This window comes from Halomonas borealis (assembly GCF_004798905.1).
Lineage (GTDB): Bacteria > Pseudomonadota > Gammaproteobacteria > Pseudomonadales > Halomonadaceae > Halomonas > Halomonas borealis.
The window spans coordinates 45,693-70,190 of record NZ_SDMO01000006.1 but is presented as its reverse complement, the minus strand read 5'-3'; the positions used below and the strand labels follow the sequence as shown (position 1 = coordinate 70,190).

21 protein-coding genes and 1 tRNA gene are annotated in these 24,498 nt (G+C 58.1%); 17 read left to right on the top strand and 5 right to left on the bottom strand.

Going from position 1 to position 24,498, the window contains the following annotated elements:
* Nucleotides 1-50: 50 nt before the first annotated feature.
* The 5 genes from ETC07_RS07750 (at nt 51) to ETC07_RS07720 (ending at nt 6,228) form a co-directional block, all read left to right on the top strand.
* Nucleotides 51-2,846 carry a phage tail tape measure protein gene (locus tag ETC07_RS07750; RefSeq protein WP_136247931.1) on the top strand — a complete coding sequence of 932 codons (2,796 nt, stop codon included), beginning with the start codon at nt 51-53 and terminating at the stop codon, nt 2,844-2,846.
* Between the two features lie 72 nt (nt 2,847-2,918).
* On the top strand, nt 2,919-3,428 hold the full coding sequence (locus ETC07_RS07745) for a hypothetical protein (protein WP_136247930.1): 510 nt from the start codon (nt 2,919-2,921) through the stop codon (nt 3,426-3,428).
* A 20-nt stretch (nt 3,429-3,448) separates the two neighbouring features.
* The gene (locus tag ETC07_RS07740) at nt 3,449-3,796 is read left to right on the top strand and encodes a hypothetical protein (protein WP_136247929.1); all 348 of its coding nucleotides are present in this window, start codon (nt 3,449-3,451) and stop codon (nt 3,794-3,796) included.
* A gap of 70 nt (nt 3,797-3,866) precedes the next feature.
* Nucleotides 3,867-5,510 (top strand): hypothetical protein, encoded by a 1,644-nt coding sequence (locus tag ETC07_RS15650; RefSeq protein ID WP_168709197.1) that lies wholly within the window; start codon nt 3,867-3,869, stop codon nt 5,508-5,510.
* Nucleotide 5,511: 1 nt separating this feature from the next.
* Nucleotides 5,512-6,228, top strand: coding sequence for a hypothetical protein (locus ETC07_RS07720; RefSeq protein WP_136247925.1), 717 nt, complete (start codon nt 5,512-5,514; stop codon nt 6,226-6,228).
* Between the two features lie 73 nt (nt 6,229-6,301).
* On the opposite strand, the gene ETC07_RS15985 is transcribed toward ETC07_RS07720, so the two are convergent.
* A complete protein-coding gene (locus ETC07_RS15985; protein WP_276605502.1) occupies nt 6,302-6,436 on the bottom strand; it encodes a hypothetical protein in 135 nt (44 codons plus the stop codon).
* Between the two features lie 39 nt (nt 6,437-6,475).
* Here ETC07_RS15985 and ETC07_RS07715 point away from each other — a divergent pair, with 39 nt between their 5' ends.
* Nucleotides 6,476-7,816 (top strand): hypothetical protein, encoded by a 1,341-nt coding sequence (locus ETC07_RS07715; RefSeq protein ID WP_136247924.1) that lies wholly within the window; start codon nt 6,476-6,478, stop codon nt 7,814-7,816.
* A gap of 117 nt (nt 7,817-7,933) precedes the next feature.
* Here the strand turns inward: ETC07_RS07715 and ETC07_RS07710 are convergent, their stop codons facing one another.
* Nucleotides 7,934-8,155, bottom strand: coding sequence for a DUF1654 domain-containing protein (locus tag ETC07_RS07710; protein WP_136247923.1), 222 nt, complete (start codon nt 8,153-8,155; stop codon nt 7,934-7,936).
* Nucleotides 8,156-8,833: 678 nt separating this feature from the next.
* Between ETC07_RS07710 and ETC07_RS07705 the strand changes: the two genes are divergently transcribed.
* Nucleotides 8,834-9,151, top strand: a complete 318-nt coding sequence (locus ETC07_RS07705; RefSeq protein ID WP_136247922.1) for a hypothetical protein — start codon at nt 8,834-8,836, stop codon at nt 9,149-9,151.
* A gap of 81 nt (nt 9,152-9,232) precedes the next feature.
* On the opposite strand, the gene cadR is transcribed toward ETC07_RS07705, so the two are convergent.
* On the bottom strand, nt 9,233-9,640 hold the full coding sequence (gene cadR / locus ETC07_RS07700; protein ID WP_004364961.1) for a Cd(II)/Pb(II)-responsive transcriptional regulator: 408 nt from the start codon (nt 9,638-9,640) through the stop codon (nt 9,233-9,235).
* Between the two features lie 95 nt (nt 9,641-9,735).
* Here cadR and ETC07_RS07695 point away from each other — a divergent pair, with 95 nt between their 5' ends.
* The 5 genes from ETC07_RS07695 to ETC07_RS07675 all read left to right on the top strand — a co-directional run bounded on the left by ETC07_RS07695 (nt 9,736) and on the right by ETC07_RS07675 (nt 13,091).
* Nucleotides 9,736-10,632 (top strand): cation efflux transmembrane domain-containing protein, encoded by an 897-nt coding sequence (locus tag ETC07_RS07695; protein WP_136247921.1) that lies wholly within the window; start codon nt 9,736-9,738, stop codon nt 10,630-10,632.
* Nucleotides 10,633-10,635: 3 nt separating this feature from the next.
* Nucleotides 10,636-11,148, top strand: a complete 513-nt coding sequence (lspA, locus tag ETC07_RS07690) for a signal peptidase II (RefSeq protein ID WP_004863699.1) — start codon at nt 10,636-10,638, stop codon at nt 11,146-11,148.
* A 21-nt stretch (nt 11,149-11,169) separates the two neighbouring features.
* Nucleotides 11,170-12,459, top strand: coding sequence for an ISL3-like element ISPpu12 family transposase (locus ETC07_RS07685; protein WP_004574636.1), 1,290 nt, complete (start codon nt 11,170-11,172; stop codon nt 12,457-12,459).
* Nucleotides 12,460-12,480: 21 nt separating this feature from the next.
* Entirely contained in the window at nt 12,481-12,849 is a 369-nt protein-coding gene (locus ETC07_RS16055) for a DUF2335 domain-containing protein (RefSeq protein WP_368733076.1), read from the top strand.
* A gap of 163 nt (nt 12,850-13,012) precedes the next feature.
* A tRNA-OTHER gene (locus ETC07_RS07675) sits at nt 13,013-13,091 on the top strand.
* Between the two features lie 589 nt (nt 13,092-13,680).
* Here ETC07_RS07675 and ETC07_RS07670 read toward each other — a convergent pair.
* Together ETC07_RS07670 and kdgR are read right to left on the bottom strand one after the other, a co-directional pair.
* Nucleotides 13,681-14,673, bottom strand: coding sequence for a polysaccharide lyase family 7 protein (locus ETC07_RS07670; RefSeq protein ID WP_276605506.1), 993 nt, complete (start codon nt 14,671-14,673; stop codon nt 13,681-13,683).
* A 516-nt stretch (nt 14,674-15,189) separates the two neighbouring features.
* Nucleotides 15,190-15,987, bottom strand: a complete 798-nt coding sequence (gene kdgR, locus ETC07_RS07665; RefSeq protein ID WP_136247919.1) for a DNA-binding transcriptional regulator KdgR — start codon at nt 15,985-15,987, stop codon at nt 15,190-15,192.
* 361 nt (nt 15,988-16,348) lie between these two features.
* Between kdgR and ETC07_RS07660 the strand changes: the two genes are divergently transcribed.
* The 5 genes from ETC07_RS07660 (at nt 16,349) to ETC07_RS07640 (ending at nt 24,489) form a co-directional block, all read left to right on the top strand.
* Nucleotides 16,349-17,122 carry an SDR family NAD(P)-dependent oxidoreductase gene (locus ETC07_RS07660; protein ID WP_136247918.1) on the top strand — a complete coding sequence of 258 codons (774 nt, stop codon included), beginning with the start codon at nt 16,349-16,351 and terminating at the stop codon, nt 17,120-17,122.
* A gap of 121 nt (nt 17,123-17,243) precedes the next feature.
* Complete coding sequence (locus ETC07_RS07655; protein ID WP_168709194.1) at nt 17,244-19,397, top strand: heparinase II/III domain-containing protein; 2,154 nt, start codon at nt 17,244-17,246, stop codon at nt 19,395-19,397.
* 76 nt (nt 19,398-19,473) lie between these two features.
* Nucleotides 19,474-21,549 (top strand): heparinase II/III domain-containing protein, encoded by a 2,076-nt coding sequence (locus ETC07_RS07650; protein WP_168709193.1) that lies wholly within the window; start codon nt 19,474-19,476, stop codon nt 21,547-21,549.
* Between the two features lie 203 nt (nt 21,550-21,752).
* The gene (locus ETC07_RS07645; protein ID WP_136247915.1) at nt 21,753-23,543 is read left to right on the top strand and encodes a sodium:solute symporter family protein; all 1,791 of its coding nucleotides are present in this window, start codon (nt 21,753-21,755) and stop codon (nt 23,541-23,543) included.
* A gap of 253 nt (nt 23,544-23,796) precedes the next feature.
* A complete protein-coding gene (locus ETC07_RS07640; protein WP_168709192.1) occupies nt 23,797-24,489 on the top strand; it encodes an oligogalacturonate-specific porin KdgM family protein in 693 nt (230 codons plus the stop codon).
* Nucleotides 24,490-24,498: the final 9 nt, after the last annotated feature.

Sequence of the window (24,498 nt, the reverse complement as noted above, 5' to 3'; positions counted from 1 at the left end):
GCTCGTCGTCAGGCGTCGAGCTTTCCTGTATCCGATGACCGGAGGTGGCCGTGGCCGATCTCGATAAGACCGTCGCCATCATTTTCGAGGGTGTCGATCGCATGGGGTCCGGCGTGGACTCGGCGACCCGCAAGATTGACAGCCTGGCCGGCAGTGTAGAGGGAGCTACCCAGCCCCTGGCCGCCGCCACATCGGCGGCGTTCAAGTTTGAGGCGGCACTGATCGCCGGTGGTGCAACGGCCACGGCGTTCGCGGTGAAATTGGCGGGTGACTTCGACGCCCAGTTCCGCGAGATTGCCACGCTCATCGACCAACCCGTGGAGGCGCTGGGCGACTTCCGTGCGGAGATTCAGGCTTACGGTCGCGATTCCACGCAGTCGCTCGGTCAGATCAACCAGTCGGTGTATAGCGCCATTTCAGCGGGTGTCGAGTACACCGACTCCCTCGAGGCGGTGCGTCAAGCGGAGAAACTGGCCGTCGCCGGCCAGGCTGATCTTGGCCAGTCGCTGACGGTGCTGGTGTCGTCTCTCAATGCCTATGGTGTGGGCATGGAGGATGCCGAGCGCTTCTCCGACCTGCTATTTCAGACCGTGCGCAGCGGCCAGACCACGCTGCCCGAACTGGGTAACTCGCTGGCGGCCGTCACTGGTCTGGCGGCGACGGCCGGCGTCAGTTTCGATGAGCTGTTGGCCGCGGTGTCCACGCTGACCGCTACCGGTTCCGGCACCGCTGAGGCGGTCACCCAGGTACGCGGGGCGATTTCCAATATCCTCAAGCCTACGTCCCAGGCCCGAGACCTAGCGAACGAGTTGGGTCTGGAGTTCAACGCCTCAGCGTTGGAATCCAAGGGGTTCGCCGAGTTCATGCGCGATGTGGGCGATGCCACCGGTGGAAGCACCGAGCAGATGTCGCTGCTGTTCGGTGACGTCGAGGCCTTGAATGGCTCGCTGACGTTGACCGGCCTGGGTGCCGAGAAGTTCGCCGAGACCATCGGCGCCATGGGCGAGAGTGCCGGGGCCACGGAAGACGCATTCGAGAAGATGCGCGGCACCGTGGAGAACGGCAGCCAAGGCATTCGTAATGCTCTCGAAGCGGCGTTTGTGGGCGTGGGTACGCCGATACTCGATGAGTTCGGAGGGATTCAGGAAGCCATCGCCGCCATCTTCAACGCCATCGGGGTGTCGGTGGAGGGCGGTCAGCTCGAGGCGTTCGTCGATCAGCTCGAGAGCATGTTCCAGGGTATGGAGCAGACGTTGAGCGACGTGGCTCAGAACCTGCCCGAAGCGCTGGAATCCGCCGACTTCTCGGATTTCTTCGAAGGCATCGAGACCATCGAACAGGCGGTGAGCAACCTCTTCGATGGTGCCGATCTGACCAGTACCGATGGACTGGTATCGGTGATCGAGACCCTGGGGATGGGCTTTCGCGCGCTTTCCGAGTACGTGGGCGGTGCTATCGAGGGTATCGGCCCGTTCCTCGAGCAACTAGCCGATCTCACCGGGTGGTTCCTCGAGCTGGATCCGGCGGTTTTCGAGGTGGCCGGCACCATCGGCGGCCTGTCGATCGCGATTAATACCCTAGCCACCGCCTCGCTGGCCGCTAGTGGTGCAGTGCGGGGGTTGGCCGGTTCCGGCGGCGTGGTAGCCAAGGCGTCGCCAATCTTGAAGGGCATGGTCGGCGCGCTGACCGGACCGCTGGGGTTGGTCGCGGCGGCGGGCGCTGTGGGCACTGCGGTATTCAAGGCCGGCGAGCAGATGCTCGAGACCAATCGGGCGATTAGTTCGAGCCGCCAGGCCCACGCCGACCTGGCCCATGCCGTAGAGGATGGCCGCAAGGTCTGGGACTATGCCATTGGTGACTACGTCGATGCCGGTGAGGCCCAGGAGACCTTGCAGGATGCAATGGCAGCCAGCCAGGCCGCGTTAGCCGAGTGGGTTCGCGGACTGGGCGAGACATCGACGGCCACCGAGCGGCAGGAGCGCGCACTGGCTTCGGCGGCTGCCCAGTACACCGACTGGGATAGTGTGGTCGATCAGGCCTATCGTTCCAGCGAGTCGTTTCGTCAAGAGCAGGAGGCCACCACTGAGAGTCTTCAGGATATGCTCGAGGCCATTGGCCCGGTAGAGGATGCCTGGAAGGCAGTGGGCGATGGCGTTTACGAGAACGTCTCCAACCTGGGCGAGCTGGAGGACGCTTATGGCCGGGTGAGGGCAGCTTTCGAGAAAGGCCTGATTACCCAGGCACAGTTCGATGAGCTGACTGAGTACTACGACGCTATGAAGAGTGGCGCCGATGCAGGGGAGCGAGCGCAGCAGAAGGTGGCCGACGCCGCGCTGACCAGTGAGGAGGCGATCCTCAAGGCGCGCGATGCGGTGCTCGATCAGGAGCTGGCGCTGGAAGAGCTGGCCAGCAACGAGCGCATCAAGAACATGGAGTTCACGGCCAGCATCAAGGTGGCCGAGGCAGAAGCCGGCGCGCGCAAGGTGGAAGCGGTATTCGAGAGCATCGGGGTGGCCGTTCAGTCTACCGGGGAGTCGTTGACGGAGATGTTCGGGATTCTGGGGCAGTTCGACTCGGCGACATCCAGTGGCTTCCGTGAGCTCTATGAGCTGGCCGAGAAGGAGTCCCAGCGTCGTGACAAGCTGATCGAATCTCAGTCCAAGTACCTGGACGCGACTACTGCCAACCTGAAAGCCAAGACTGAGGCGCTACGCAGTGGCGATGGATTGATCAAGATCGATTCCTCTGGGCTTGAGCCGGCGCTCGAGATGATCATGTGGGAAGTGTTGGAGAAAGTGCAGCTTAGGGCCAACGCCGAGGGTGCTGAATTCCTCGTGGGTCTGTAAAAAGGATGAGCTAATCTGCTGTTCAGGGACGAATCCAGAGGGAAGGGAGGGGGGATGAGGAGAGTTGCTCCTGTGCTATTCGCGTTGCTGCCTATGGTGGGTGTCGCCTATAGCACGCCCGAGATTACCGATGATCCGGGGGTGATTTATCACTGTCGCGTTGATGGCCATGAGGTGTGGCAGAGATCGGGCTGCCCTGAAGGTTCGTTCGTGAAGGCCTATAACCTGGAGCCCACCGAGGGTAGCCGCCCCCTTCCTGATGAACCCCCGCCGACTGCTGTTGCCTCGAATGACCGCTCGCCTCCGCCTGCTGCGATACCACGGTTGAATGTTGAGGATGGCTGCCGGGGCCTGGCCGCGGTAGCGACAGGGTATAGCCCCAAGCTCTTCAATATGTGCATGGATCAGCAGCAGGCGGCATTTGATCAGCTGAAGCGAACGTATAGCGGCTTCCCCGTCCCTGTTCGCTCGAGCTGTTTGGATCTGGCCCGCACGGGCGTGGGCGGCTCCTATGCGTTGCTGAAGATGTGCCTGGATCAGCAGGCCGATGCGATGCGCAATCCTGCCGACTTCATATACTGAGCGCCTGAAAGGGGCACCCTATGAATTATCTGATCGGCCTGGCGGCCCGCACTTACGATCCCCAGGGAGCACTCCAGGTGCCGTGGCGCGAGGGAACGGAAGATGCCAGCCTTTCCCGTCGCGTGACGCGTACTGCGACCCTTGATGGCGGGGTGGCGATAACAAACCGCGGTCACGCCCCGGGCGACCGCACGGTGACGCTATCGCTCGAGGGCCAGCCATTAGGGGTCATCGAGCGCGCCCGCCGTCTTTTGCGCCTGCATGGCCAGGTCACGGTGTCGCTGCGCGACGGTTGCTATGTCGCCACGCTCAGCGATTACAACGACCGGCGGCAGGAACTGACCGTGCTGATCAGCGGCACCGCCTGACGCCTCATACGAGTCGACTGCCACCCAGCCCGCCATCCGGCGGGCTTTTTGATGCCCGAAGGAAACTCCCATGCGATACGGCTTCATCAACAACTTCGAGCAGATCCTCGCTGGCGCGGCGAGCGATACTGCCATCGAGATCACCCTGGATGGCGGCGGCAGCCAGATAGGCGATGCCGCCGTCGATCTCGTCTATGTGCTGACGCTGTTCCGCACCGACAACAACGGCAACGAGACCGACCGCGAAGTCGTTCATGTCACCGGTGTGAGCGGGGATACGCTGACCGTGGCGCGGGCTCAGGAAGGCACAACCGCCCAGGCGTGGGCGGCGGGCGATGGGGTGAGCCATCGGCTGACGGCGGGGGTGCTTTCTGAAGGGTTCTTGGTGCCAGGGGATCTGGATCCATATGTCTTGTCGAACGCCAAAGCCGTTGCGATTGGGGACGGCGCCAGCACTTTTGATCCCGAGTGGAGCAATACTGTGGCGGTGGGGCGAGAGGCAGAGGGAAGCGGATCTGCCGGTGTTGTCATTGGGTACAATGCTTATATCGACTCATCCACCTCTACCTCTGAGGAATTCAAGGAATACGACTTCGACGGGTTGGTTATCATCGGGTCTGGTGCATATGCAGGGGGTAGCAACAATGTAGACGGGTTCAACTCCTATTCTGTTGCAGTTGGGTACGGCACTAGCTCACACGATTCAAATACCGTTTCGATGGGGTACTACGCGGAAGCCAAGTTTTTGAGGAGCGTAGCCATTGGCGCAGAAGCTGTCGGAGGGGCGAAATCCTCGGTCGCACTTGGTAACAAGGCTGAATCGTTGGCAGAGGGGGCGACTGCGACCGGCTCGATGGCAAAAGCCATCGCAGACAATGCTGTGGCGGTTGGTAATACGGTGGCGGCCACCGAGACCAACTGCATTGCGATCGGCTACCAGTCTCAGGCCGGCAGTTACGACCCCCCTGCGCACTCTGCCCCGAATGCTGTTTGTGTAGGGGCCAACTCGGGTGCCTGGGGAAATCACTCCGTTTGTGTGGGATCCGATGCAGGCGTGCAGCTGGTGTTCGGAGGAATTGCGATTGGTGGGTGGTCCTCCACCGACAACTATGGCGGTACCGCTGTAGGTGTTGATGGCCATGCATATGCTGACTACGGAACCTCTCTTGGGTACGGCGCTGCTACTTCGGCCAAAGAGGGGGTTGCCCTGGGGGTTATGGCCGAGGCTAATGTTGAGGGCGGTTTGCAAATCAACGCCCTGAGTTATGTGCCGTCTGAATACGCTTCGGCCAGCGTTGAAACATCCCCCAGCAACCCGGATGGCCTCGATCTTTCGGCAGCAAATTCCACGCGCCAATCGGCTTCACAAGTGGTTATCGCATCGGCGCCCATTGACCTCACGACTGTGAGCGACACGGCAGTCGTCGACCTCCCAAGCGGCGCGATGCTATTCATCGACTCGGTCGACGTCGTGATCGCCGGCAGTGATGCCGCAGGAGGCTCGCCCGAGATCCAAGTCGGCACCGATTCTGGTACGCCGGCGGACCTTCTGGCTGCCACCGTCGTGGGGAAGACTGCAGTGGGCAGCCGCGAGACGCACGCCCCGCTGATCTCTGACGGTGTGACAACAGTGCGCGCCGAGGTGGTCACAGCCGGGAGCGGTACGGCCTACCAGGCCAAGGTGGTGGTGCGTGGCTATGTGATGGAGCTGTGATATGTCGCTCAACGCCCAGCCCCTCAACGCGCTGGCGCTCAACGGGGCGCCACCGCCGGAGACAGACAGCAGCGGCGCTGCCGACGGCACATGGGTGACGCGCCCTGGCCCTGGCGCGCTGGGCCGCGCGGCGCTCAATACGCGCTCGCTCAACGGCACGAGGGTCCAGCGGGTTTATGTGCCGGGCAAGGCCGAGATCATCGTCCCCCAGTTCGAGCTTCGCAGCGTCTATCTGCTCGAGATCGAGGGGATACGCATTCCCATGTCGTCCTTTCAGGCGACGGTACGCGAGGAGGGTCTGTCGTTCGTCCAGGCGGTCATCCCCGACGGCTCAGCCCATGTGGCTAACGTTGCCGTGGAGGGTGCGCTGCGCGTGCTGATGGGCTATCTCGCCCCCGATGACACGCTGACGGCTCTGGAAGAGATCGCGTCTGCCCCGGCTCAGACGATCCGTCACGACCTAGGGGGCACGGGCGACACATTGACGGTATCGGGATATGGGAAGCTGGCGGGAGCTGGAAGCCTGGCCCGAACTCTCGAGGGAGTTTCTTACCGCAGCGTTACTCAAGGGCGGCGGAGGGTGAGGTGCAGTACCGACCTGTTGCTACGCCCTGGGCATGTGGCCACGGACAACGACGGCGCCACTTTCATCGTCGGCGAGATCCAGTATTTCATCAATGCGCGCAACGAATGGATGGAGGTGGTCGAACGTGGGTAAGGGGCGCATTCTCACTGCCCATGGCGAGGGGCGATACACGTTGGAGATCGTCGAGGATCGATCCCGCGCCGAGTCAACGCGAGCGCTTGCCATCCAGCGAGTAGCGCGACTCGGGCAGGATATTGCCGATATTGAGCAGCAATTGCCGGCTCTGCAGCAGGCCGTAGAAGATGCAGCTGATGAACAGGATCAGGCTATCGCACAGCACCAACAGGATCGCGCCGAGGGCGGCGATAGCGACATTGACTTGGCAGCCTATGCCGTTGCAGTAATGGAAGCCGCTTCCGAGCGGGACCGGGCGCGAATCCTCCTTCAGCAGAAGAGGGCGGATTGCCTTGCGGCTCAGTCGCGCATCGACCACATCAATGCATTGCCGCCGCTGAGGCAGATTGATGCCTGGTGTGCGGATTACACTGAAGATCTTGCTGGCGAGGTGGCGACCGCGGAAGTGCCGGGTGAGGTTGGCCAGGTGGTTATCAGCCCGGGATTCGAGGGGGGGAATCAGTGGTCTGCCACTACGGACGGGGTCATCCAGCCAGCACTGTCCGGCACACCGGCCAGCGTTTTTTACAACCTAGCCATGCTGCCTGGCTGGCAGAAGTGGCGCCCGACGTTTCGCATTGCAACAGTCAGCAACGTCAACAACGACCTGTGCGACATATCCCTCGACATGTCGGCCAGTAGCCAACAGGGGCTCGGCGTCAACTCACAGTCGAGTTACAGCGGCGTTCCCATCATGTACATGGACTGCAACGGCGACGCCTTTGCGGACGGTGATCGAGTGCTGGTGGCGTTTTCTGGCAACGCGGACCGGCCGGTGGTGGTGGGCTTTGAACAGGCCCCACGGACGTGCCAGAAGATCGTATTGGTGCCCTTCAATATTGCAACCTTCCTGTTGGGGGGGGTAGTAGTAGGCGGGGGAGCGGTGTCGGGGGATTATCCTCCACCCCCCGGTGAGAATTACGCCACCCACGCTATTTCTGCAGCACCTGGGTTCGGGACTCCGCCTGCCCTTGCTTTCAAAGGGAGGTTTGAGCAATATTTGCTAACTACTACTTTTTATCCTCTGGATCGAACGGAAGAGTTGATGGAAGCGGTCGAGTTGCCATTTTCTGCTTCGAGCTTAGAGTTTCCTGCCCCGGACGAAGGTCTGCAAGACGCATTTCCGAATTATTCGGGGATTTATAATGAAATGAATCATCTTGTCGGTTATGCGGGCCCAATCGATACATCTTCGCCAATTATTAACCACAATATTAGGATTCTCCCTGACGGGGTGGGGGCGGTGGATAATTATGTTCTTAATAAGCAGCCGGCAGGTTTTTTTAAGAAGCTTAACGTCAGAACGGAGTATGCCTATTCTGTGTGGTATGGGTATTATGATACGAGGGAAGGGGAGGCCCAGTTCATTTTCAGTTATGAGGCATCAGAGTTCAATCTTGCTGGGGAGATGACCATTTCGTTATCGGACCTTCCTAACGGTGCCATTGGTGGTGCGAGAGTCATGGAGCCGATTGCCTTTTCTGATATTGCAATACCCGGCGATTTTGAGTCACAGTATGTATTCGTTGCATATCGTGAAAAGTGAAACTGCCAGATATACGGACCATGATTGGGACAGCTCGGCCCAAGGAATCACGGCACTGGTTTCGAAGGTGCTGTCTTGCGCATGGACCTGCCCCGACAACGATACCTATCCAGATCGTCAGACCTCCGCGGGCACCCAGCTGACAAGCCAGCCCTCCGGGGTTCTCGTGATGTCGACGTTCTCATTCTCGTCGATCTCGCCGATGATCTGCTCCCAGGCGTCGAGGTCATCGCCTTCCTGTGGGCGCAGGTGCACCTGTCGCGACTGGCGTCGATTCGCTGCTTGGATCTCGATCTGGATACGTTGGGCCAGTTCGTCATGGTCGGATGCCTGAGCCATGGTCGCGCCTCTCAATAACTGTATGTATGGACAGTAATAGAGGTGTAGGCGCTTTGGTGCAAGGCCGTGATGACCCCCACAATCGCGCAGGGATACTCAACGCGAACAAGCCGAAGCGTGAGACAGAGGCAGAAAAGTGAGACAGGGGGTAGGGCAGAGCCCTGAATGGGAAGGGATTGTGGCCCGGATGTGGCTCTACCATTGAGCTACAGCCATTGGCTCGGAGTGCCATGCTGGAGGTCACACATTGTTTGACAGAGTATTGACGGCCCCGTCACTCGTCTATACTGTCTGGTACCCTACAAGGTACTCCCTGTCCACTGGCTATCCACAGGGGGGAGGGAGAGCAAAGCCCGCAAAGTACGGGCAGCAAAGAGACTAATTCCTACCATGAGCTGGATGGCTGTTACGTGATGTACAGCATGATAAAAAAATTTATCAAAATCAGTGTGTTAGGGAGGCAAGATATGCGAATCCGCACTAAATTCAGTAAACAAGACCTCCTATTAGGGGCTGGTAGCGTTCTTGAGGTTTACCCCAGGCGCCAGAAAGCCATGCGCGCGCACTTCCTGCGTGTCCGTGCACGTAGAGCTGCATCCAGCAGGGATGCTGAGCAACTGCAGGCGGACTGGAAGTGTGTAGGAGAAGAGCTTCAGCGTGCCATGAGGAGCTATGGGGATGACCAGGCAAGATGTAGCACCTGATACCACGGAACAGCCCTCAGAAGGTGAGGGGGCTCAGCAAAATGATGAACAGGAAGCTGGGGAGCTAGAGACAAGGCAGGAAGCGCAGGAACAAAAGGTCCGAGACCTTGAGCAGCTAGAGTCTCTGTTGGACAGAGAGGCCTCTGAGCTTACAGCAGACGAGATCGAACTGCGAAATGAGCTGCTTGAAAAATATCGCTCCGATGTGAAGCAGGGAATCGAACGTGTAGAGGTGTCCCAGTTCAGCGGCCCTCTGCCGCCTCCTGGGGTCATGGCAAACTATGATGGGTAAGCGGATTAAATGGTTGATCTTACCTTTGCATGAGAGTGAGACAGACCGGCATCTCATCGGATTATCTGGTTGATGCTTCACCTACTGCTGGTGCATGTTTCCTTCGCTAATTCCAGCAAGAACCCCACACGCCTCAACTTCCCGGTCATCGTTGCAACTCGCTCTCAGTGAAACGAGTTGTTTCTCAAGCGCTTGCAGAGCGGTTATCTGCGACCGCACATGAGAGATGTGATCATCGAGCAAGGCGTTGACGGCGGTACAAGGCTGATGAGGGTCGTCCTGATAGCTCTGTAGTTCGTGAATCTCAGCCAGTGACAGGCCCAGGATTCTGCAGCGACGGATGAAGGCCAGCCCCTCACCATGCTTCTCGGTATAGACACGGTAACCGTTGTCCTGCCGATCAGGCGGCGGCAACAAGCCCTGCTGTTCATAGAAGCGGATCGTCTGTGTTTCGACCCCTACCAACTGCGCCAACTGACCAATGCGCATCAGCCTCCTCCCCAACGGATTCTTTACTCTATTGACCTTATAGTAGCTTTATAGTTTTAAATGGTACCACAACATTGTTCAAGTGGAGTCGTATCATGAGCAAATCCTGTGGTGGCGCCTGTGGCGGTGATGCAACGTCCGCAGCGGATACCGATATACAGGCCTCCTCCGAGGCGCCAGGGAGATGGGTCAGTGTTTATGCCGTGCCGAAGATGGACTGTCCATCAGAAGAACGAATGATTCGCCTAGCCCTGAACGGCTTTGAGGAGATTCGGGCGCTGTCCTTCGACTTGCCGAACCGCCGGCTGAAGGTCGTGCATGACGGCGAGGTCGAGCCCGTCACCTCGAAACTGAAGACCTTGGGGCTAGGCGCCTCGCTTCAGGAAACCGTCGCTGCAAATCCGGAGACCATCAAGGCCGCCGAGTTTTCGGCAGCTTCTGCTAAGCAAGAATCCGGGACCCTGCGCTGGTTGCTCGGCATCAATGCACTTCTGTTCGTGGTGGAAATGACTGCCGGTCTGATCGCCCAGTCCACCGGCCTGATTGGAGAATCCCTGGACAATTTTGCCGATGCGGCGGTGTACGGGCTTGCCCTTTATGCGGTTGGACATAGCGTGAAAATGCAGGTACGTGCCGCGCATCTTGCTGGTGTACTGCAACTGATCTTGGCTGTGGGCGTGCTCGTAGAGGTGGTGAGACGCTTTGTATTCGGTAGTGAGCCTGAATCGCTGGTGATGATGGCTATCGCATTCGTCGCATTGATTGCCAATACCAGTTGTCTGCTGCTCATATCCAAACATCGGGAAGGCGGGGCGCACATGAAGGCAAGCTGGATATTCTCGGCCAACGACGTGGTGATCAACCTGGGGGTCATCACCGCCGGCGCCCTGGTCGCGTGGACCGGTTCCAATTATCCGGATCTGATTATCGGCACCATCGCGGGGGGCATTGTACTTAACGGTGCCAGACGCATTTTGGCGTTGAAGGGTTAAATAATGCTCATTATTGGCAAAAAGCTCTCGCCGTATGCCCTATTGTCCATATCGGGCCTGCTGGCAGCGTCTGATCAGGCTGTAAAGTGGCTGGTGCAGCAATCAATGGCCTATGGCGAGTATGTTTCGGTGACCCCGTTCTTTAACTGGGTGCACCTATGGAACACCGGTGCCGCATTCAGTCTTTTTGCGAATGGTGGAGGCTGGCAGCGCTACTTTTTTATCGGAATCGCGGTAGTGGTCTCGATTTTTCTGATCAAGCTGATCCTTGAAAATCGTCATAAAGGAGAAGCCATCGCTTACAGTCTTATCCTCGGTGGCGCCATGGGCAACCTGATTGACCGGGTCTTTCGCGGCTATGTTGTGGATTCCTTTGATTTCTATTGGCGAGACTGGCATTGGCCGGCCTTCAACCTGGCTGATATTGCAATTGTCCTCGGTGCCTTACTTTTCGTTTCCAGCAGCTTGTTGGGTAAAAAAGCAAACACCAATGCCGAGCCGGATGGATCTGACTGACACCTACGCCTATACAACACCATGACCGAACTTCCCGACAACATCCTTCACCTGCCGCAATACCAAGTACTGGGCTGCAAATCAACCGACGACGAAATGCACTTCCAGGTGGACGTGCCCGATCCCATCGCCTGCGAGGAATGCGGCGTGCAGGGTGAGTTCGTACGGTTCGGCAAGCGTGACGTTCCCTATCGTGATCTGCCCATCCACGGCAAGCGGGTCACTCTCTGGGTGGTCCGCCGCCGATACACCTGCCGGGCCTGCAAGACAACATTCAGGCCCCAGCTACCGGAGATGGTGGACGGATTCCGTATGACACTGCGGCTGCATGAGTACGTGGAGAAGGAATCCTTCAACCACCCCTACACCTTTGTGGCGGCACAGACCGGCCTGGACGAGAAGACGGTGCGCGACATCTTCAACGCCCGCGCCGAGTTCCTGGGGCGCTGGCACCGCTTCGAGACGCCCCGCATCCTGGGCATTGACGAGCTATACCTGAACAAGCGCTACCGCTGCATTCTGACCAACATTGAGGAGCGAACCCTGCTCGACCTGCTGGCCACCCGCCGCCAGGACGTGGTGACCAACTACCTGATGAAGCTGAAAGACCGGCAGAAGGTCGAGATCGTCAGCATGGACATGTGGAACCCCTACCGGGCAGCGGTCAAGGCTGTGCTGCCCCAGGCCCGTATCGTGGTCGATAAGTTCCATGTGGTGCGCATGGCCAACGATGCCCTAGAGAGAGTGCGCAAGGGCCTCAGAAAGGAGCTGAAACCGTCCCAGAGCCGGACTCTCAAGGGAGACCGGAAAATCCTGCTGAAACGCGCTCACGAAGTCTCAGACCGGGAGCGCCTCATCATGGAGACCTGGACAGGCGCGTTCCCGCAACTGCTGGCCGCCTACGAGCACAAGGAGCGCTTCTACGGCATCTGGGACGCCACCACACGGCTCCAGGCAGAAGCCGCCCTGGACGAGTGGATAGCCACCATCCCGAAGGGCCAAAAGGAAGTCTGGAGCGATCTGGTCAGGGCAGTGGGAAACTGGCGCGAAGAGACCATGACCTACTTCGAGACGGACATGCCCGTCACCAACGCTTACACGGAGTCCATCAACCGACTGGCCAAGGACAAGAACCGTGAAGGGCGCGGTTACTCCTTCGAGGTGATGCGGGCACGAATGCTCTACACCACGAAGCACAAGAAGAAGGCACCGACTGCGAAGGTCTCTCCTTTCTACAAGAAAACCATCGGTTACGGACTGCCGGACTTCGCAGAGGAACTCAACTACGGAGTCGATCTATCAACCATCTGAGGGTGGTATCAGATTGATGGGGTGAAGGTGCCCCATCAACCATTAAATCCGTATACCCACTATGATCAGGTCGTGCCCGGAGCTGCTGAGAGAATCCTGCAGATGGCAGAGAGGGAGCAGGATTTTCGGCACCGGGGCGATGAGAGGGCTCATGAGTATCTTAAGGAAGAGCTTACAACCTCAGCGACAACTCAGCGAATCGGACAATTCGTCGGGACCTTCATCGCTTCAGGGGCGCTATTCGTTGCAGGCTTTGCATTCTCTGTAGGTGCGTCAGGGTACGGCGTCGCCATCGTGATTGCAGAGGTCGCAGCGCTGTCGGGGGCGTTCGTCTGGAGTAGGCAAGATAGCTCGTCAGCGAAGAGCTCCGACTCCCAAGAGAATGAATAGCGAAGGGCCCCTTGAACGGGGCCTTTCTTATACCCTGCTCCAACATGCGACGCCGCGATGTGGTCGCAATTTGGTCGCAGATCAGGTGCGACCACAATGGCTGGTGTGATGAGTGTAGAGCTATAAGAGTCTGATTTTTATGGAAAGGCCCGTAGCAAGCGCGGCCTGTAAATGATCGAAAAACGGATTCAAAATCCGCCGCCTTCACGGGTGTGTCGGTTCGAGTCCGACCACCGGCACCATCTAGATCAAGTCGTTACCTCCCTCCTATCGTCTAGCGTGGCACCATCTAGTATCCATCATCTCCTTTTATGGGCTGATATGGGGACCGAGTCATGCCAAGGACGACCTGTGACATATTCGTTCTTGTATAACGCCTGTTCTCTGGCCACCGAACGGTGGGCGGCGTCGATGGTCCGTTTTTCGCGTTATCTAGGCTAGGGCCGGGGGTGAAGGTCGCACTACCCCGTCAAGGAATGTCGGCCGTCCAGCGGCGAAACGCGTTCTCCCTCTACCTTAACGTTGGGGGAGGCATCAGACCTCATGTTTCGTAAAGCACTGGCCTAGGCAGTTTGGGAATCGCTTCTCGGATGTTGGGTGTGGAGGCTGTCGTTAGTTCTACAGAACAGTAAAAAGGGGTAATGATGTCGGGGGGCATGGTTAGTGGGGCCGCCTTCAAGGGCAGTATGAAGGAGAAGATTTAGAAGGTGGTTTGGAGCCTGGAAGAAGAATGCCACATCGTTTGACATGAATGTCCGTCGACATGGCATCAGTAATCCTTATTTTCTTCGGCAATAAGGTGTAGGTCTTGTTCTCTGAAGAGGGCGGATTTTATTGGGTGGGGCCGCTCTCTAAGCTTGAGAATACGACTTTCACGTAGTCTCCATTGGCTTGGTCGGTTGCCCAGTTGCCAGTGCCTTCACAAGCGCCAGAGTCCGGCTTGGTATTGCACTGGTTGTAAGATCCAGCCTTGAAATACATCCCGTCACCGGCGTAACCGTTCGGGTTGTCGTCACTGTCGATTTTCCCGTCGACGCCGATGTTGCTGGCGAGGTCTTTCTCGAAACGGCGCGTGGGATGACCCTCGGCGCTGAAGGTCAGGTGCAGGGTATCGCCTTTCACTTCGACCCTATAGCTAAAGCTTTCGCCCAAGGCGATGCCTGCCTCGTCAGGAGCATCGGTCGCGTTCCAATCCCCACCCCAGACGGCATGACTGATATCGGTCCGCAGCGGGTCTTCTTTTCCCAGGTTCCTCTCATAGTTCCAGAACACGGAGCCCGTATCGTCGCCAGGACGTTTCTTGTAGTAGATCTTCAGTGGCTCGTTGCCATGGCCGAACCCTCCTTCCTCTTGCATGAGCGCTGTATCTTTTCCCGCATGTATCTGCCCGACTACGACCGAGTAGGCCGATTTCCTTTCGGGATTTTCGGTGCGCATAGAGACATGTTCGACTTCAAGTGTTGCCTCTAAAAAACCACCGATCCGATTGTATTCATCGGCATCAGGGTGGGAGGCGAGGGCGAAGTTATTACCCGGATCTTTGGTGCCAATGCTAGTGTCTTCCCCTCTCAGCATTTGACGAAGCTCTGTGCGTGCATTGCTCGAGTTTGGCGTAGTAAAAGCGCTGTTTGGTGTCACGAAAACCAGTCGGTCGTGATCATCGAGGTGGAAGTAATCTGGATGAGTAAACGACTGCAATTCAGAAACCGACTCCTCGTCAACATTGCCATCCTGGTCGCCATCCATGGGGAGTGTCAGCTTCCAATGTGATAGGTCAAAGGCTTCGGCGGGAGAGGCATCATTAGCCAGAACGGTGGGCACCATGGAGAATGAAGCGAGGGTTAGGAGGCCAACGGCTGTCGCTGAACGGTACGATGATTGAACACGCATGATAGTGATAAAGCTCCGTTATTGTGTTTGACGAGCAAGCTTGAAGGTAGGAGCGAGTTTTAAAAAAGTCAATAAGCATTAAATAAAAATAAAATGACATTTCTTATTTTTATTATTTTAAATCAACGGCTTGTGTGGCGATGATCATCGTTTCCAGGGAGTGGCTGGCATGGTGGCGGCTGTCATGCACCCCTGAACCGGAAGGCGAGAAGCATGTTCATGAGGGATGCCGAGCGGGGCTATCTCGTAGCCTGCCGGGTGAATCAGGTGAGATGCTGCGATGGGGAAGAGGGTGCTTCTTATCTTATAATATAACTATTTGAAAAATAGTGCTTTATGGGCCAGATATGGCTGCCCCTCGCCGATGCTCGCGCAGGCAGAGCGGCGGCTGCCGCTTATTATTCAGGTAAGTGGCAGGCGTAACACCATTCTTGTTCAGGCGGCAGGGGCTTAGCGATTGCCGGGTCGGCTCGGCAGGTGGCCCAGGTTATGGGAAATATTCCTTCCCGACTCGACCAGCACTCGCTTGTATTCTGATGTCTTGTCTTGGTGGTAGCGGATGCTTGGAATCGACATGCTCAGGGCGGCGATGGCTTTCCCGGTATGATCGAAGATCGGGGTGGCGAAACAGCATACGCCTTCGTCCATCTCTTCCAGATCCTCGGAAAGCTCGCTTTCGGCGATGGTGGCCAGTTCCTCGCGTAGCCCGGTTTCCGTCGTCACGGTGTTCTCGGTACGCGGCTCGAACTTGACGTTTTCGAGCAGGGCGTCGAATTGAGTCGCGGGCAGGTGGGCCAGCAGTGCCTTGCCGATGGAGTTGGTATAGGCCGGGCTGCGATCACCGATACGCGTATGCATGCACAGGTTGAAGTGTGAATTGTACTTGTGCACATAGATCACCTCGGCGGTGGCGGTGTCCAGGGTGCCGAGGTGGATGGCTTCTCGGGTCAGTTCGGACAGTGCCGCCATATCGGGGTCGGCCATCTTGATCAGGTCGGCTTCGCCGAGCGCCGAACTGCCCAGCGCGAACACCTTCATCGTCAGCCGATACTTCTCGCTCTCCGGATCCTGGGCGACATACCCCAGGTTCTTCAGCGTCTGCAGGAAGCGATAGGCGGTGCTCTTGGACATCACGGCTCGTTGTGAAAGCGCCGCCAGGCTGGACTCCCCTCCTTCGTCGAGTGACTCCAGGATGGAGATCACCTTGAGGACTGCCGTGACGTTGTCGACCTTCGCTTCAGTAGCCATAGGGCCAAAATTCCGAGAATTGTGAAATATGATTTTAACTCTTCTTCGAGTTATACGTCTTTTGTCGTAGGCATGCAATCTCCTGCACGCGTGACTCCGCGTGCCGCCTACAAATTCCTATACGCTATTTTGATATTCCTAAAAAATATATGAAATGGCATTTTAAAAAACAGGCGTCGTTGCTAGCTTGACTGAAACGGTATCCAAATTTTTACAAATAGTTTTCGGCGGCGAGCTGATGGTTCGGTCAATGAAGGCCGATATAAAGCGAATGATGTCATCGCTGGCCGCTGTCTGGCTGAACAAATTTTGTCAATGCTGCTGTAGAGATATCCACCCGCAACCTTCGTGAGGCAAGACGATGTTTAATGATTTGAAAGGCAAGAAGATCCTGGTGACTGGCTCCACCGCTGGCATCGGGCTGGAGGCGGCCAAGTCATTGGCCCGTGCCGGTGCCAAGGTGGCGATTCATGGCAGCCGTTCCGCGCAGGCGGCACAGCCTGTGCTCGAGCACTTCGGCGGCGACTGTGAGGTGGCCTACTTCCAGGCGGATGTGTGCTCGAGTGCCGAGTGCAAGACGCTGGTCGAGGCCGCCGCCGACTACCTCGGTGGCATCGACGTGCTGATCAACAATGCCGGTGGCCTGGGGGGGCGTAATGGCCTCGAGAGCATCGACGATGAATTCTTCGACAAGGTGCTGGATCTCAACATTCGCTCCGTCGTGATGGTCACCAAGTATGCCATTCCCTTCCTGCGTGCGTCCGCCGAGAAGAGTGGGGAAACCAGCAGTGTGATCAGCACCGGCTCCATCGCGGCGCGTGAAGGGGGTGGCCCTGGCGCTTCGCTTTACGGCGGCAGCAAGGCCATGGTCCATAACCTGCATCGTAACTGGGTGAAGGAGTTTACCAAGGACAACATTCGCTTCAATACGGTGGCGCCGGGCACCATCGACACCGCCTTCCACGAGGACAAGGATCAGGGGACCCGCGACAAGATCAGCGGCACCATCGCCATGGGGCGCTTTGGTACTTCCGCTGAACTGGCTCCGGCCTACTTGTATCTCGCCTCCCATGCGCTCAGTGGTTACGTCACCGGCCAGGTGCTCGATGTCAATGGCGGTCAAATGTGCCCCTGAAACGTGCGTCGATATGCATGCCGGAGATGCCTGGCGGGGACTCGCTCATGGAATCTCCGGCACACCCTGTCGTATCGCCATCAACCGTCTACTGAAGTGAGTCGAGACAATGGACAAGGCCTTGCTGTTTAACGTGAGTGAGATTCAGGAGCTGCGGGAGGCGTTCGAGAGTAAACGCCTGCCTGCAGCGTACATGGAGCAGATCATTCAGGATCAGGCAAGGCTGCGCCCATTCCTTGGCGCACCACCGAACATTCCCGGCCAGGGAGAGGCCGGGGGCGTCGAGCATACCCAACACAAGCAGAACTACCAGCGCCTGCACCTGGCCTCTCAGTTATGGCTGGTGACCGAGCACCCCGATTACCTGGCCTTCGTCAGGACGCTGCTGCTGGGCTATGCCGACATCTATGCCACCTTGCCGTCCCATGTATCGAAGGACAGCAATCCGCCGGGCCGGCTTTTTCACCAGTGCCTGAACGAGAGCATGTGGCTTTTGTATGCCTGCGACGCTTACCGCAATGTCAGTGCGCAGCTGCCCGAGGATGAGCGGCGGGTCATCGAGCAGCATCTATTCGTGCCTATGGTGGCGCTGATCGCCGATCACAACGCCGACGACTTCGATGTGATCCACAACCACGGGATCTGGTCCGTGGCGGCGGCCGCCTTCGCTGGCATGGTGCTCAACGATCGGGAACTGATCAGCCGCGCGCTGTACGGTAATGCTGGGGATGGCGTCTCGGGAGGGTTCTACGCCCAGCTCGATCGTCTGTTCTCACCTGATGGCTACTATCTAGAGGGGCCGTACTATCATCGCTTTGCCTTGCGCCCGACCATCCTGCTGGCGGAGGCGCTCAAGCAGAATGCGGTGGACGACGTGATCTATGACTACCGCGACGGGATCATCGGCAAGGCGGTCACCTGCCTCTACGAACTGTCCTTCGAGGATGGCCGATTCATGGCCATCAACGACAGCTCCAAGACCATGGGGCTCACCGATGAGGGGGCGATCCTCGGCGCGATGACTCTGGTGGGTCGCTACGGCCAGCCGGATTTGCCGCCTGCCCTGCGTGCGATCCTGCTCTCCCCGGAGACGCCGTTACCCTATCTGGCAACACGACTGGAGTTGGCCAGGCAGCTGGAGGGCGAGGAGCAGCCGAGGGCGCCTCGGGGTAGCCTTTTCATCGCCGATGGGGCCGACGGCAAGCAGGGCGGTATCGGGGTGCTGCGCGCCGCCACCGAGTCGGGGCGCGAGGCCATGGCCTACCTGACCTTCGGCCAGCATGGTAGCGATCCCAACCTGCATAGTGCCCTGGATCACGGCCATTTCGATGGCCTGCACCTGGGCTTCTATAACGGTCGACACGAGACGCTGACCGACTATGGCTTCAGCCGCTGGGTCAATATCGAGCCCAAGTTCGGGGGGCGCTATACCCCTGAGAACAAGAGCTACGCCAAGCAGACGGTGGCCCACAACACCCTGGTGGTCGACGAGTCGTCCCAGCATGACTTGAACACCCCGCGGGCCTGTGACAATCACGGCACGCTGGTCCATGCCGAGACGTCCCGCACCGATGTCCATGGCATCAGCGCCCGGCTGAACGGCTACTACGAGGACGTCGAGTTGCAGCGCAGCGTCTTGCTGCTGAATCTTCCCGACATCGCCGAACCGTTGCTGGTCGATATTCAGTGTGCCGACGGGGGCGGCGAACACCGCTACGATAGCCCGCTGCATTTCAGCGGTCAGCTCATGACCGCGACCCCGCACCTCACTCCGCTTGAGGCGCCCCGTGCGTTGGGCGAGGCCAATGGTTATCAGCACCTGTGGAAGATGTCGGAAAGTCAGTCGGTCGATCCTGGTGAGTCGGCCAGCGTGACCTGGCTGAACGATGACACCTTCAGCACCGCTCATCTTTGTGCTTCGAACCCGATGCGGTTGGCCTACGGTCTGATCGGGGCGTCCGACCCCGACAACAATCTGCGTAACGAACCCTATCTGATGGCGCGCTCGACCGCGTGCCGACACGTCTTCGTGACCGTCATGGAGACCCATGGCTACTTCGACGAGTCTCGGGAAATCTCCCGTGACGCGCGTCCGCAGGTGGCCGAGGTGACGATTCTTGCAAGCGACGAGGCTCATGTGATCGTCCGGCTGACGCTGGACTCGGGCAAGGCCTATCGCCTGGCCACGGCACGTCGAGAGGGCGGCCACCACGAGGTCGTCGTGGCGGGGGAGCGGCATGCCTGGGATGGCTGGTTTGAGCTAAGCGCCGTCTGAGTCGGCGGCATCCGGGTAGCCGGCTCGTGGCCAGGGCCTGCGGGCCAACGAACAGCGATAAGGCGGATCGATGCAGATGACGGGACTACTGTGGACACAGGACGACATGGCGCGAATCCGCGACCATGCCGATACACCGAGCCAGCTGGGTGTGACGCTCGGCGAGCTGACCGCTGAAGTGGAGGCCGCCATGGCGGCGGGGGTGGTGGTGCCCGGCCAGGGCGAACCGGGTAGCTTCGAGCACAACACCCACAAGCAAAACGCGAAGTTGATCGAACATGCCGCCCTGATGGGGCGTGTGGCGAACAATAGGGCCTACCTGGAGCTGGCTCGGGAGCTGCTGCTGGCATACGCGGCAGAGTATGGTGATATGCCCTATCAGGTAGCCCGGAACACCAACCCGCCGGGGAAACTGTTCCACCAGATCCTCAACGAACACATGTGGTTGTTGGGTGCCGCCCTCGGCTATTCGCTGTTGCGGGAGGACCTGGGTGATGACGATCGTGCGCGTATCGAGAGCGGGTTGTTCGAGCCCATGCTGGACATGTTTACCGTGACCTACGCGCACGACTTCGATCGGATCCACAACCACGGCCTGTGGGCGGTGGCGGCGGTTGGCATCTGTGGTCTCGTCATCGGCCAGACGCGCTATGTCGACCAGGCGATATTCGGTAACGCAGGCGATGGCCATACCGGTGGCTTTTTGGCCCAGATCGATAATCTGTTCTCGCCGGATGGCTATTACGTGGAGGGGCCTTACTACCATCGCTTCGCGGTGCACCCGTTGTGCCTGTTCGCTGAGGCGCTGGCGCTCCACCGCCCGAAGCTGAATATCTATGAGCGATCGAGCCGGCGCATCGGCCGGTCCATTCGCGCGTTGCTCGCCACCGCCTATCCGGATGGCACCTTCCCGGCTCTCAATGATGCCTCGAGGACCATGGGGGTCGACGATGAGGGCGTGCGGGTCGCCTTGGCGGTGCATCTGGGGCGCTACGGTGCCGAACCTGAGGTCGTGGCCATGGCGGCTCGCCAGAATGGCACCTGGGTCCATCGCTTCGGCGAGCGAGTGGCCGCGGCGCTCGAGGGCGCTCCGGCGTCATGCTCGATTCCCAGCGCGCTGTTCGCCGACGGCTCGGGTGGCCAGGCCCACCTTAAACAGGGGGAGGGCGCGCGGCGCCATCATCTGGTCGTGGCGGCAGGTCAGCATGGCATGGGGCATGGCCACTTCGACCAGTTGGGGCTGTCCTTCTTCAGCGGTGGGCGTGAGCGTCTCACCGAATACGGCTTCTGCCGTTGGGTCAACGTGGAGCCCAAGTTCGGTGGGCGCTATCTGGCCGAGAACGAAGGTTATGCCAAGCAATCGGTCGCCCACAATCTGGTGGTGGTGGATCAGGCGAGTCAGCACCGGGGGGATCATCAGCTGGCGGACCGTTGCCATGGGCGCATCGAGCGGTTCATCGATCGATATGAGGTGGACGGTCTGAGCGCGGTGAGCGCCATGACCGACGATGCCTACCCGGAAGTCGAGCTGCGTCGGCATTGCATCCTGTTGACGCTCGAGCCCTGCGCACCGCCATTGCTGATCGACGTCGTCGAGGCAAGAGGGAGTGCTCGGCATTGTTACGACTATGTCTTCAACTTCTCCGGTCAGGTCATCCGCTGGTGGGGAGGCTTCTCGGCCCGCGAGAGCCTTGAGGTGCTGGGGGAGGCCCATGGCTACCAACATCTGTGGGTGGTGGGGGAGCAGCAGGCTCTCGCCGGTGAGCCAAGCACGCACGCCATGACCTGGCTGGACGGCGATCGGTTCACCACCTGGCACCAGTGCTCCGAGCAGTCGGCGGTGGCGATGCAACTCCTGGTCGGCGCCAACGACCCCGAACACAACCTGCGCCACGAGAAGAAGGTCATGACGCGTGTGCACTCGGAGACGAATCTCTTCGTCAACGTGTTCGAGCAGCATGGGCACTTCGATGAGGCCAGCGAGACCTGCCTGAACGCCAGACCCGAGCTGCGCCATGTTGACGTCACGCGGTCGCCGGCGGCGAAGATCGAGGTGACGCTGCACTTCGCCCAGCGAAGCGAGACCCTTACGATCGATCCGGAAGCGCTGTCCGGTGATGACTTCGTCAGCTTGGCAGGGAGGGAGTCATGACGTGATCGCTGCTACCTGAGAGAGCGAGCGTAAGTTCGCCAGTAGAAATCCCCAAGAAAACCAAGCGTATTGGTTCGGAGAGCTGATTTATCAGTTTGCCGGGCATGGACTCCCTTTTTCTTAAGACGCTACTGAGTGAGGTTTTAAGAATCGGTGAGTTGTCTCTCCGGACAGAAGCACAATGACAAAACGAGTGTGCCATCATGAGTCTAGATATCGACACGGCCATCATAGGGGTATATTTCTTATTCCTCCTTTCCATCGGCTGGCTGTTCAGGACCTTTACCTCTAATACTAGCGACTACTTCCGTGGTGGCGGCAAGATGCTGTGGTGGATGGTAGGGGCGACCTCCTTCATGACCCAGTTCAGTGCCTGGACCTTCACCGGTGCCGCCGGGAAGGCCTATGACGACGGCTTCGCTGTCGCCATCATCTTCATGGCCAATGCCCTTGGCTATCTGATGAATTATTTATATTTCGCGCCGCGTTTTCGGCAACTCCGCGTGATCACGGTGATTCAGGCCATTCGCCTGAGGTTTGGCAAGGTCAACGAGCAGGTGTTTACTTGGTCGGGAATGCCCAATAGCGTCATTTCTGCGGGTATCTGGTTGAACGGTCTGGCGATAGTGGCCTCAGGGGTTTTCGGCTATGACATGGAGACGACGATTGTCGTCACCGGCCTGGTGGTACTGTTCATGTCGGTCACCGGGGGGTCTTGGGCCGTCATCGCCTCAGACTACATGCAGATGGTGATCATCATGGCGGTGACGATTACCTGCGCTATTGTGGCGATAAATCAATCGGGTGGCGTTGGCAATGTTGTCGAAGACTTCCCGGTCGACTTCTTCGTTGGCGACGACATGAACTACTTGTCGATATTCGCCATCTGGGGGGTCTTTATATTCGTCAAGCAATTCAGTATCACTAATAATATTTTGAACTCCTATCGGTATCTGGCAGCAAAGGATTCGGCCAACGCCAGGAAAGCAGGGCTGCTGGCCTGCGTGCTGATGACCATGGGGCCCTTTATCTGGTTCATGCCCAGCTGGTTCATCGCCAGTGAAGGTGTCAATCTTTCTGCCATGTATCCGGAGGCGGGTGCCAAGGCAGGGGACTTTGCCTACATGAGCTTCGTCGAGCTTTATATGCCGGCAGGTATGCTCGGACTGCTGATCTCTGCCATGTTCGCGGCCACCATGTCGTCGATGGATTCCGGGCTGAATAGGAACTCCGGGATTTTTGTCAAAAACTTCTATGAGGTCGTTTTACGCCCCAATGCCAATGAGAAAGAGCTGGTACTGGTCTCGAAAATATCGTCTACGGTCTTTGGCCTGGCGATCATCGGCTTTGCTCTTTTCATTAACTCGCTCAAGGGGCTAAGCCTGTTCGACGCCATGATGTATGTCGGTTCGCTGATCGGCCTGCCCATGACGATCCCCGCTCTGTTGGGCTTCTTTATCCGCAAGACCCCCGATTGGGCCGCCTGGGCGACCTTGGTCGTCGGTGGCATCGTTTCCTATCTGGTCGGTGTCGTCATGACGCCGGAGTTCGTCCAAGGCACCTTCAACCTGGAGAACGAGCTGACGGGTAGGGAGTGGAGCGACCTGAAAGTGGCGGTGGGTATCATGTCACATGTCTTCATCACCGGCGGCTTCTTCGTCTCGACCCGCGTCTTCTACCGTGGGTTGAGCGAGGAGCGGGAGGAGGAAGTCAACACCTTCTTCGTCAATCGTGATACTCCGGTGGTCACCGACGATGATGAGCATCTCGCAGTGGATAATCGTCAGCGAAACATCCTCGGTTATCTGATTATCGTCGCCGGCCTGGGTGTCACGCTGATGTTCCTGCTGCCCAATCCGTTCTGGGGACGCATGGTCTTCGTGCTGTGTGGGGGGATTATCCTGACGATTGGCCTGTTGCTGGTCGGATCCATTCAAAAAGCCAATGAAAGAACCGATAAGGAGAGCTGTAAGCTGAAATCATCGAAGACATGACAAGAAAGTAAGAGGCAATGTCTTGCTCACTGTAGGGCCATGACTGTCTCGTCAGATGCAATATGTACGTCATGGGTGACGGCCCTTGTGGGTTGTGGAAAAAGGCATGCCGTCGCCCGGTGAGTGGTGAGGCAAAAGGCAGTATCCGTTGGGCTTAAGGTCGTGAAGTATAAGGCTCTGATTCAATGTTTCCGGCTCCTCGCTCGATTCCTGCTTATCTTCTATAAGGCAAACAAGTACAATGAGGAATATAATGGCTAAGAAGTTTGTTTTTTGTGTACTTTCTTCCGCTATCGTCTTTTCTTCCAGTGTGGGTGCGGTGACTCTGGATTTTCGTCACGGCTTTAAACACCATACGGAGCAGCATGCTAACCGGGTTAAGGTGAGTGACTCTATCGGCATGTTTTATTACGGGCTTGAGTCGAAATTTGCGTCCCAAGAGGAAGAGGATGGCAGTCAGGGGATGTTTTCCGACCTGGAACGGGGGGATAGTGAGGTAGACTGGGGGTTTAAGTACTCTTTGGATGATAATTGGTATATACAGCCGGGCATGCCCGTGGCCTTTGGTGACAATAAATATAGCCTGAAGCCCCAGTTTCGGGTGGGCTACCGTTTCGATGATATGCCTCTGACGACGACGCTTCGCTATCGTCGCCAGTTCACGTACTACACGGAAGATGAAGGAGATGACTCGGTCAAGAACAAGGTGACCTTCAAGGTCGGGTTTAGTCCGGGAGACTACAAGTACTGGCTGGAGACGAACTATGTTTATCATGAAGATCAAGATATATTCGATAATGGTCGAGAGTCTTACGATGCCATCCTGGGTGCGGGCAGGCGGCTGGGCTCCTGGTTTCCCTATGCGGAGTTTGCGGATGTCGGGGTGAGTTCCGATTCAGATACCCGGCAATTGAGGAGTCGAGTCGGTATCAAATATTATTATTGATGCTCGCTT

Coding starts and splice junctions, on each gene's coding strand:
- cadR (WP_004364961.1), bottom strand. CDS start 9,640: ATGCGCATTGGTCAGTTGGCGCAGTTGGTAGGGGTCGAAACACAGACG.
- ETC07_RS07695 (WP_136247921.1), top strand. CDS start 9,736: ATGAGCAAATCCTGTGGTGGCGCCTGTGGCGGTGATGCAACGTCCGCA.
- ETC07_RS07660 (WP_136247918.1), top strand. CDS start 16,349: ATGTTTAATGATTTGAAAGGCAAGAAGATCCTGGTGACTGGCTCCACC.
- lspA (WP_004863699.1), top strand. CDS start 10,636: ATGCTCATTATTGGCAAAAAGCTCTCGCCGTATGCCCTATTGTCCATA.
- ETC07_RS07640 (WP_168709192.1), top strand. CDS start 23,797: ATGGCTAAGAAGTTTGTTTTTTGTGTACTTTCTTCCGCTATCGTCTTT.
- ETC07_RS07645 (WP_136247915.1), top strand. CDS start 21,753: ATGAGTCTAGATATCGACACGGCCATCATAGGGGTATATTTCTTATTC.
- ETC07_RS07705 (WP_136247922.1), top strand. CDS start 8,834: ATGACCAGGCAAGATGTAGCACCTGATACCACGGAACAGCCCTCAGAA.
- ETC07_RS07710 (WP_136247923.1), bottom strand. CDS start 8,155: ATGGCTCAGGCATCCGACCATGACGAACTGGCCCAACGTATCCAGATC.
- ETC07_RS07670 (WP_276605506.1), bottom strand. CDS start 14,673: ATGGTGCCCACCGTTCTGGCTAATGATGCCTCTCCCGCCGAAGCCTTT.
- ETC07_RS07740 (WP_136247929.1), top strand. CDS start 3,449: ATGAATTATCTGATCGGCCTGGCGGCCCGCACTTACGATCCCCAGGGA.
- ETC07_RS07720 (WP_136247925.1), top strand. CDS start 5,512: ATGTCGCTCAACGCCCAGCCCCTCAACGCGCTGGCGCTCAACGGGGCG.
- ETC07_RS07685 (WP_004574636.1), top strand. CDS start 11,170: ATGACCGAACTTCCCGACAACATCCTTCACCTGCCGCAATACCAAGTA.
- ETC07_RS07650 (WP_168709193.1), top strand. CDS start 19,474: ATGACGGGACTACTGTGGACACAGGACGACATGGCGCGAATCCGCGAC.
- ETC07_RS15650 (WP_168709197.1), top strand. CDS start 3,867: ATGCGATACGGCTTCATCAACAACTTCGAGCAGATCCTCGCTGGCGCG.
- kdgR (WP_136247919.1), bottom strand. CDS start 15,987: ATGGCTACTGAAGCGAAGGTCGACAACGTCACGGCAGTCCTCAAGGTG.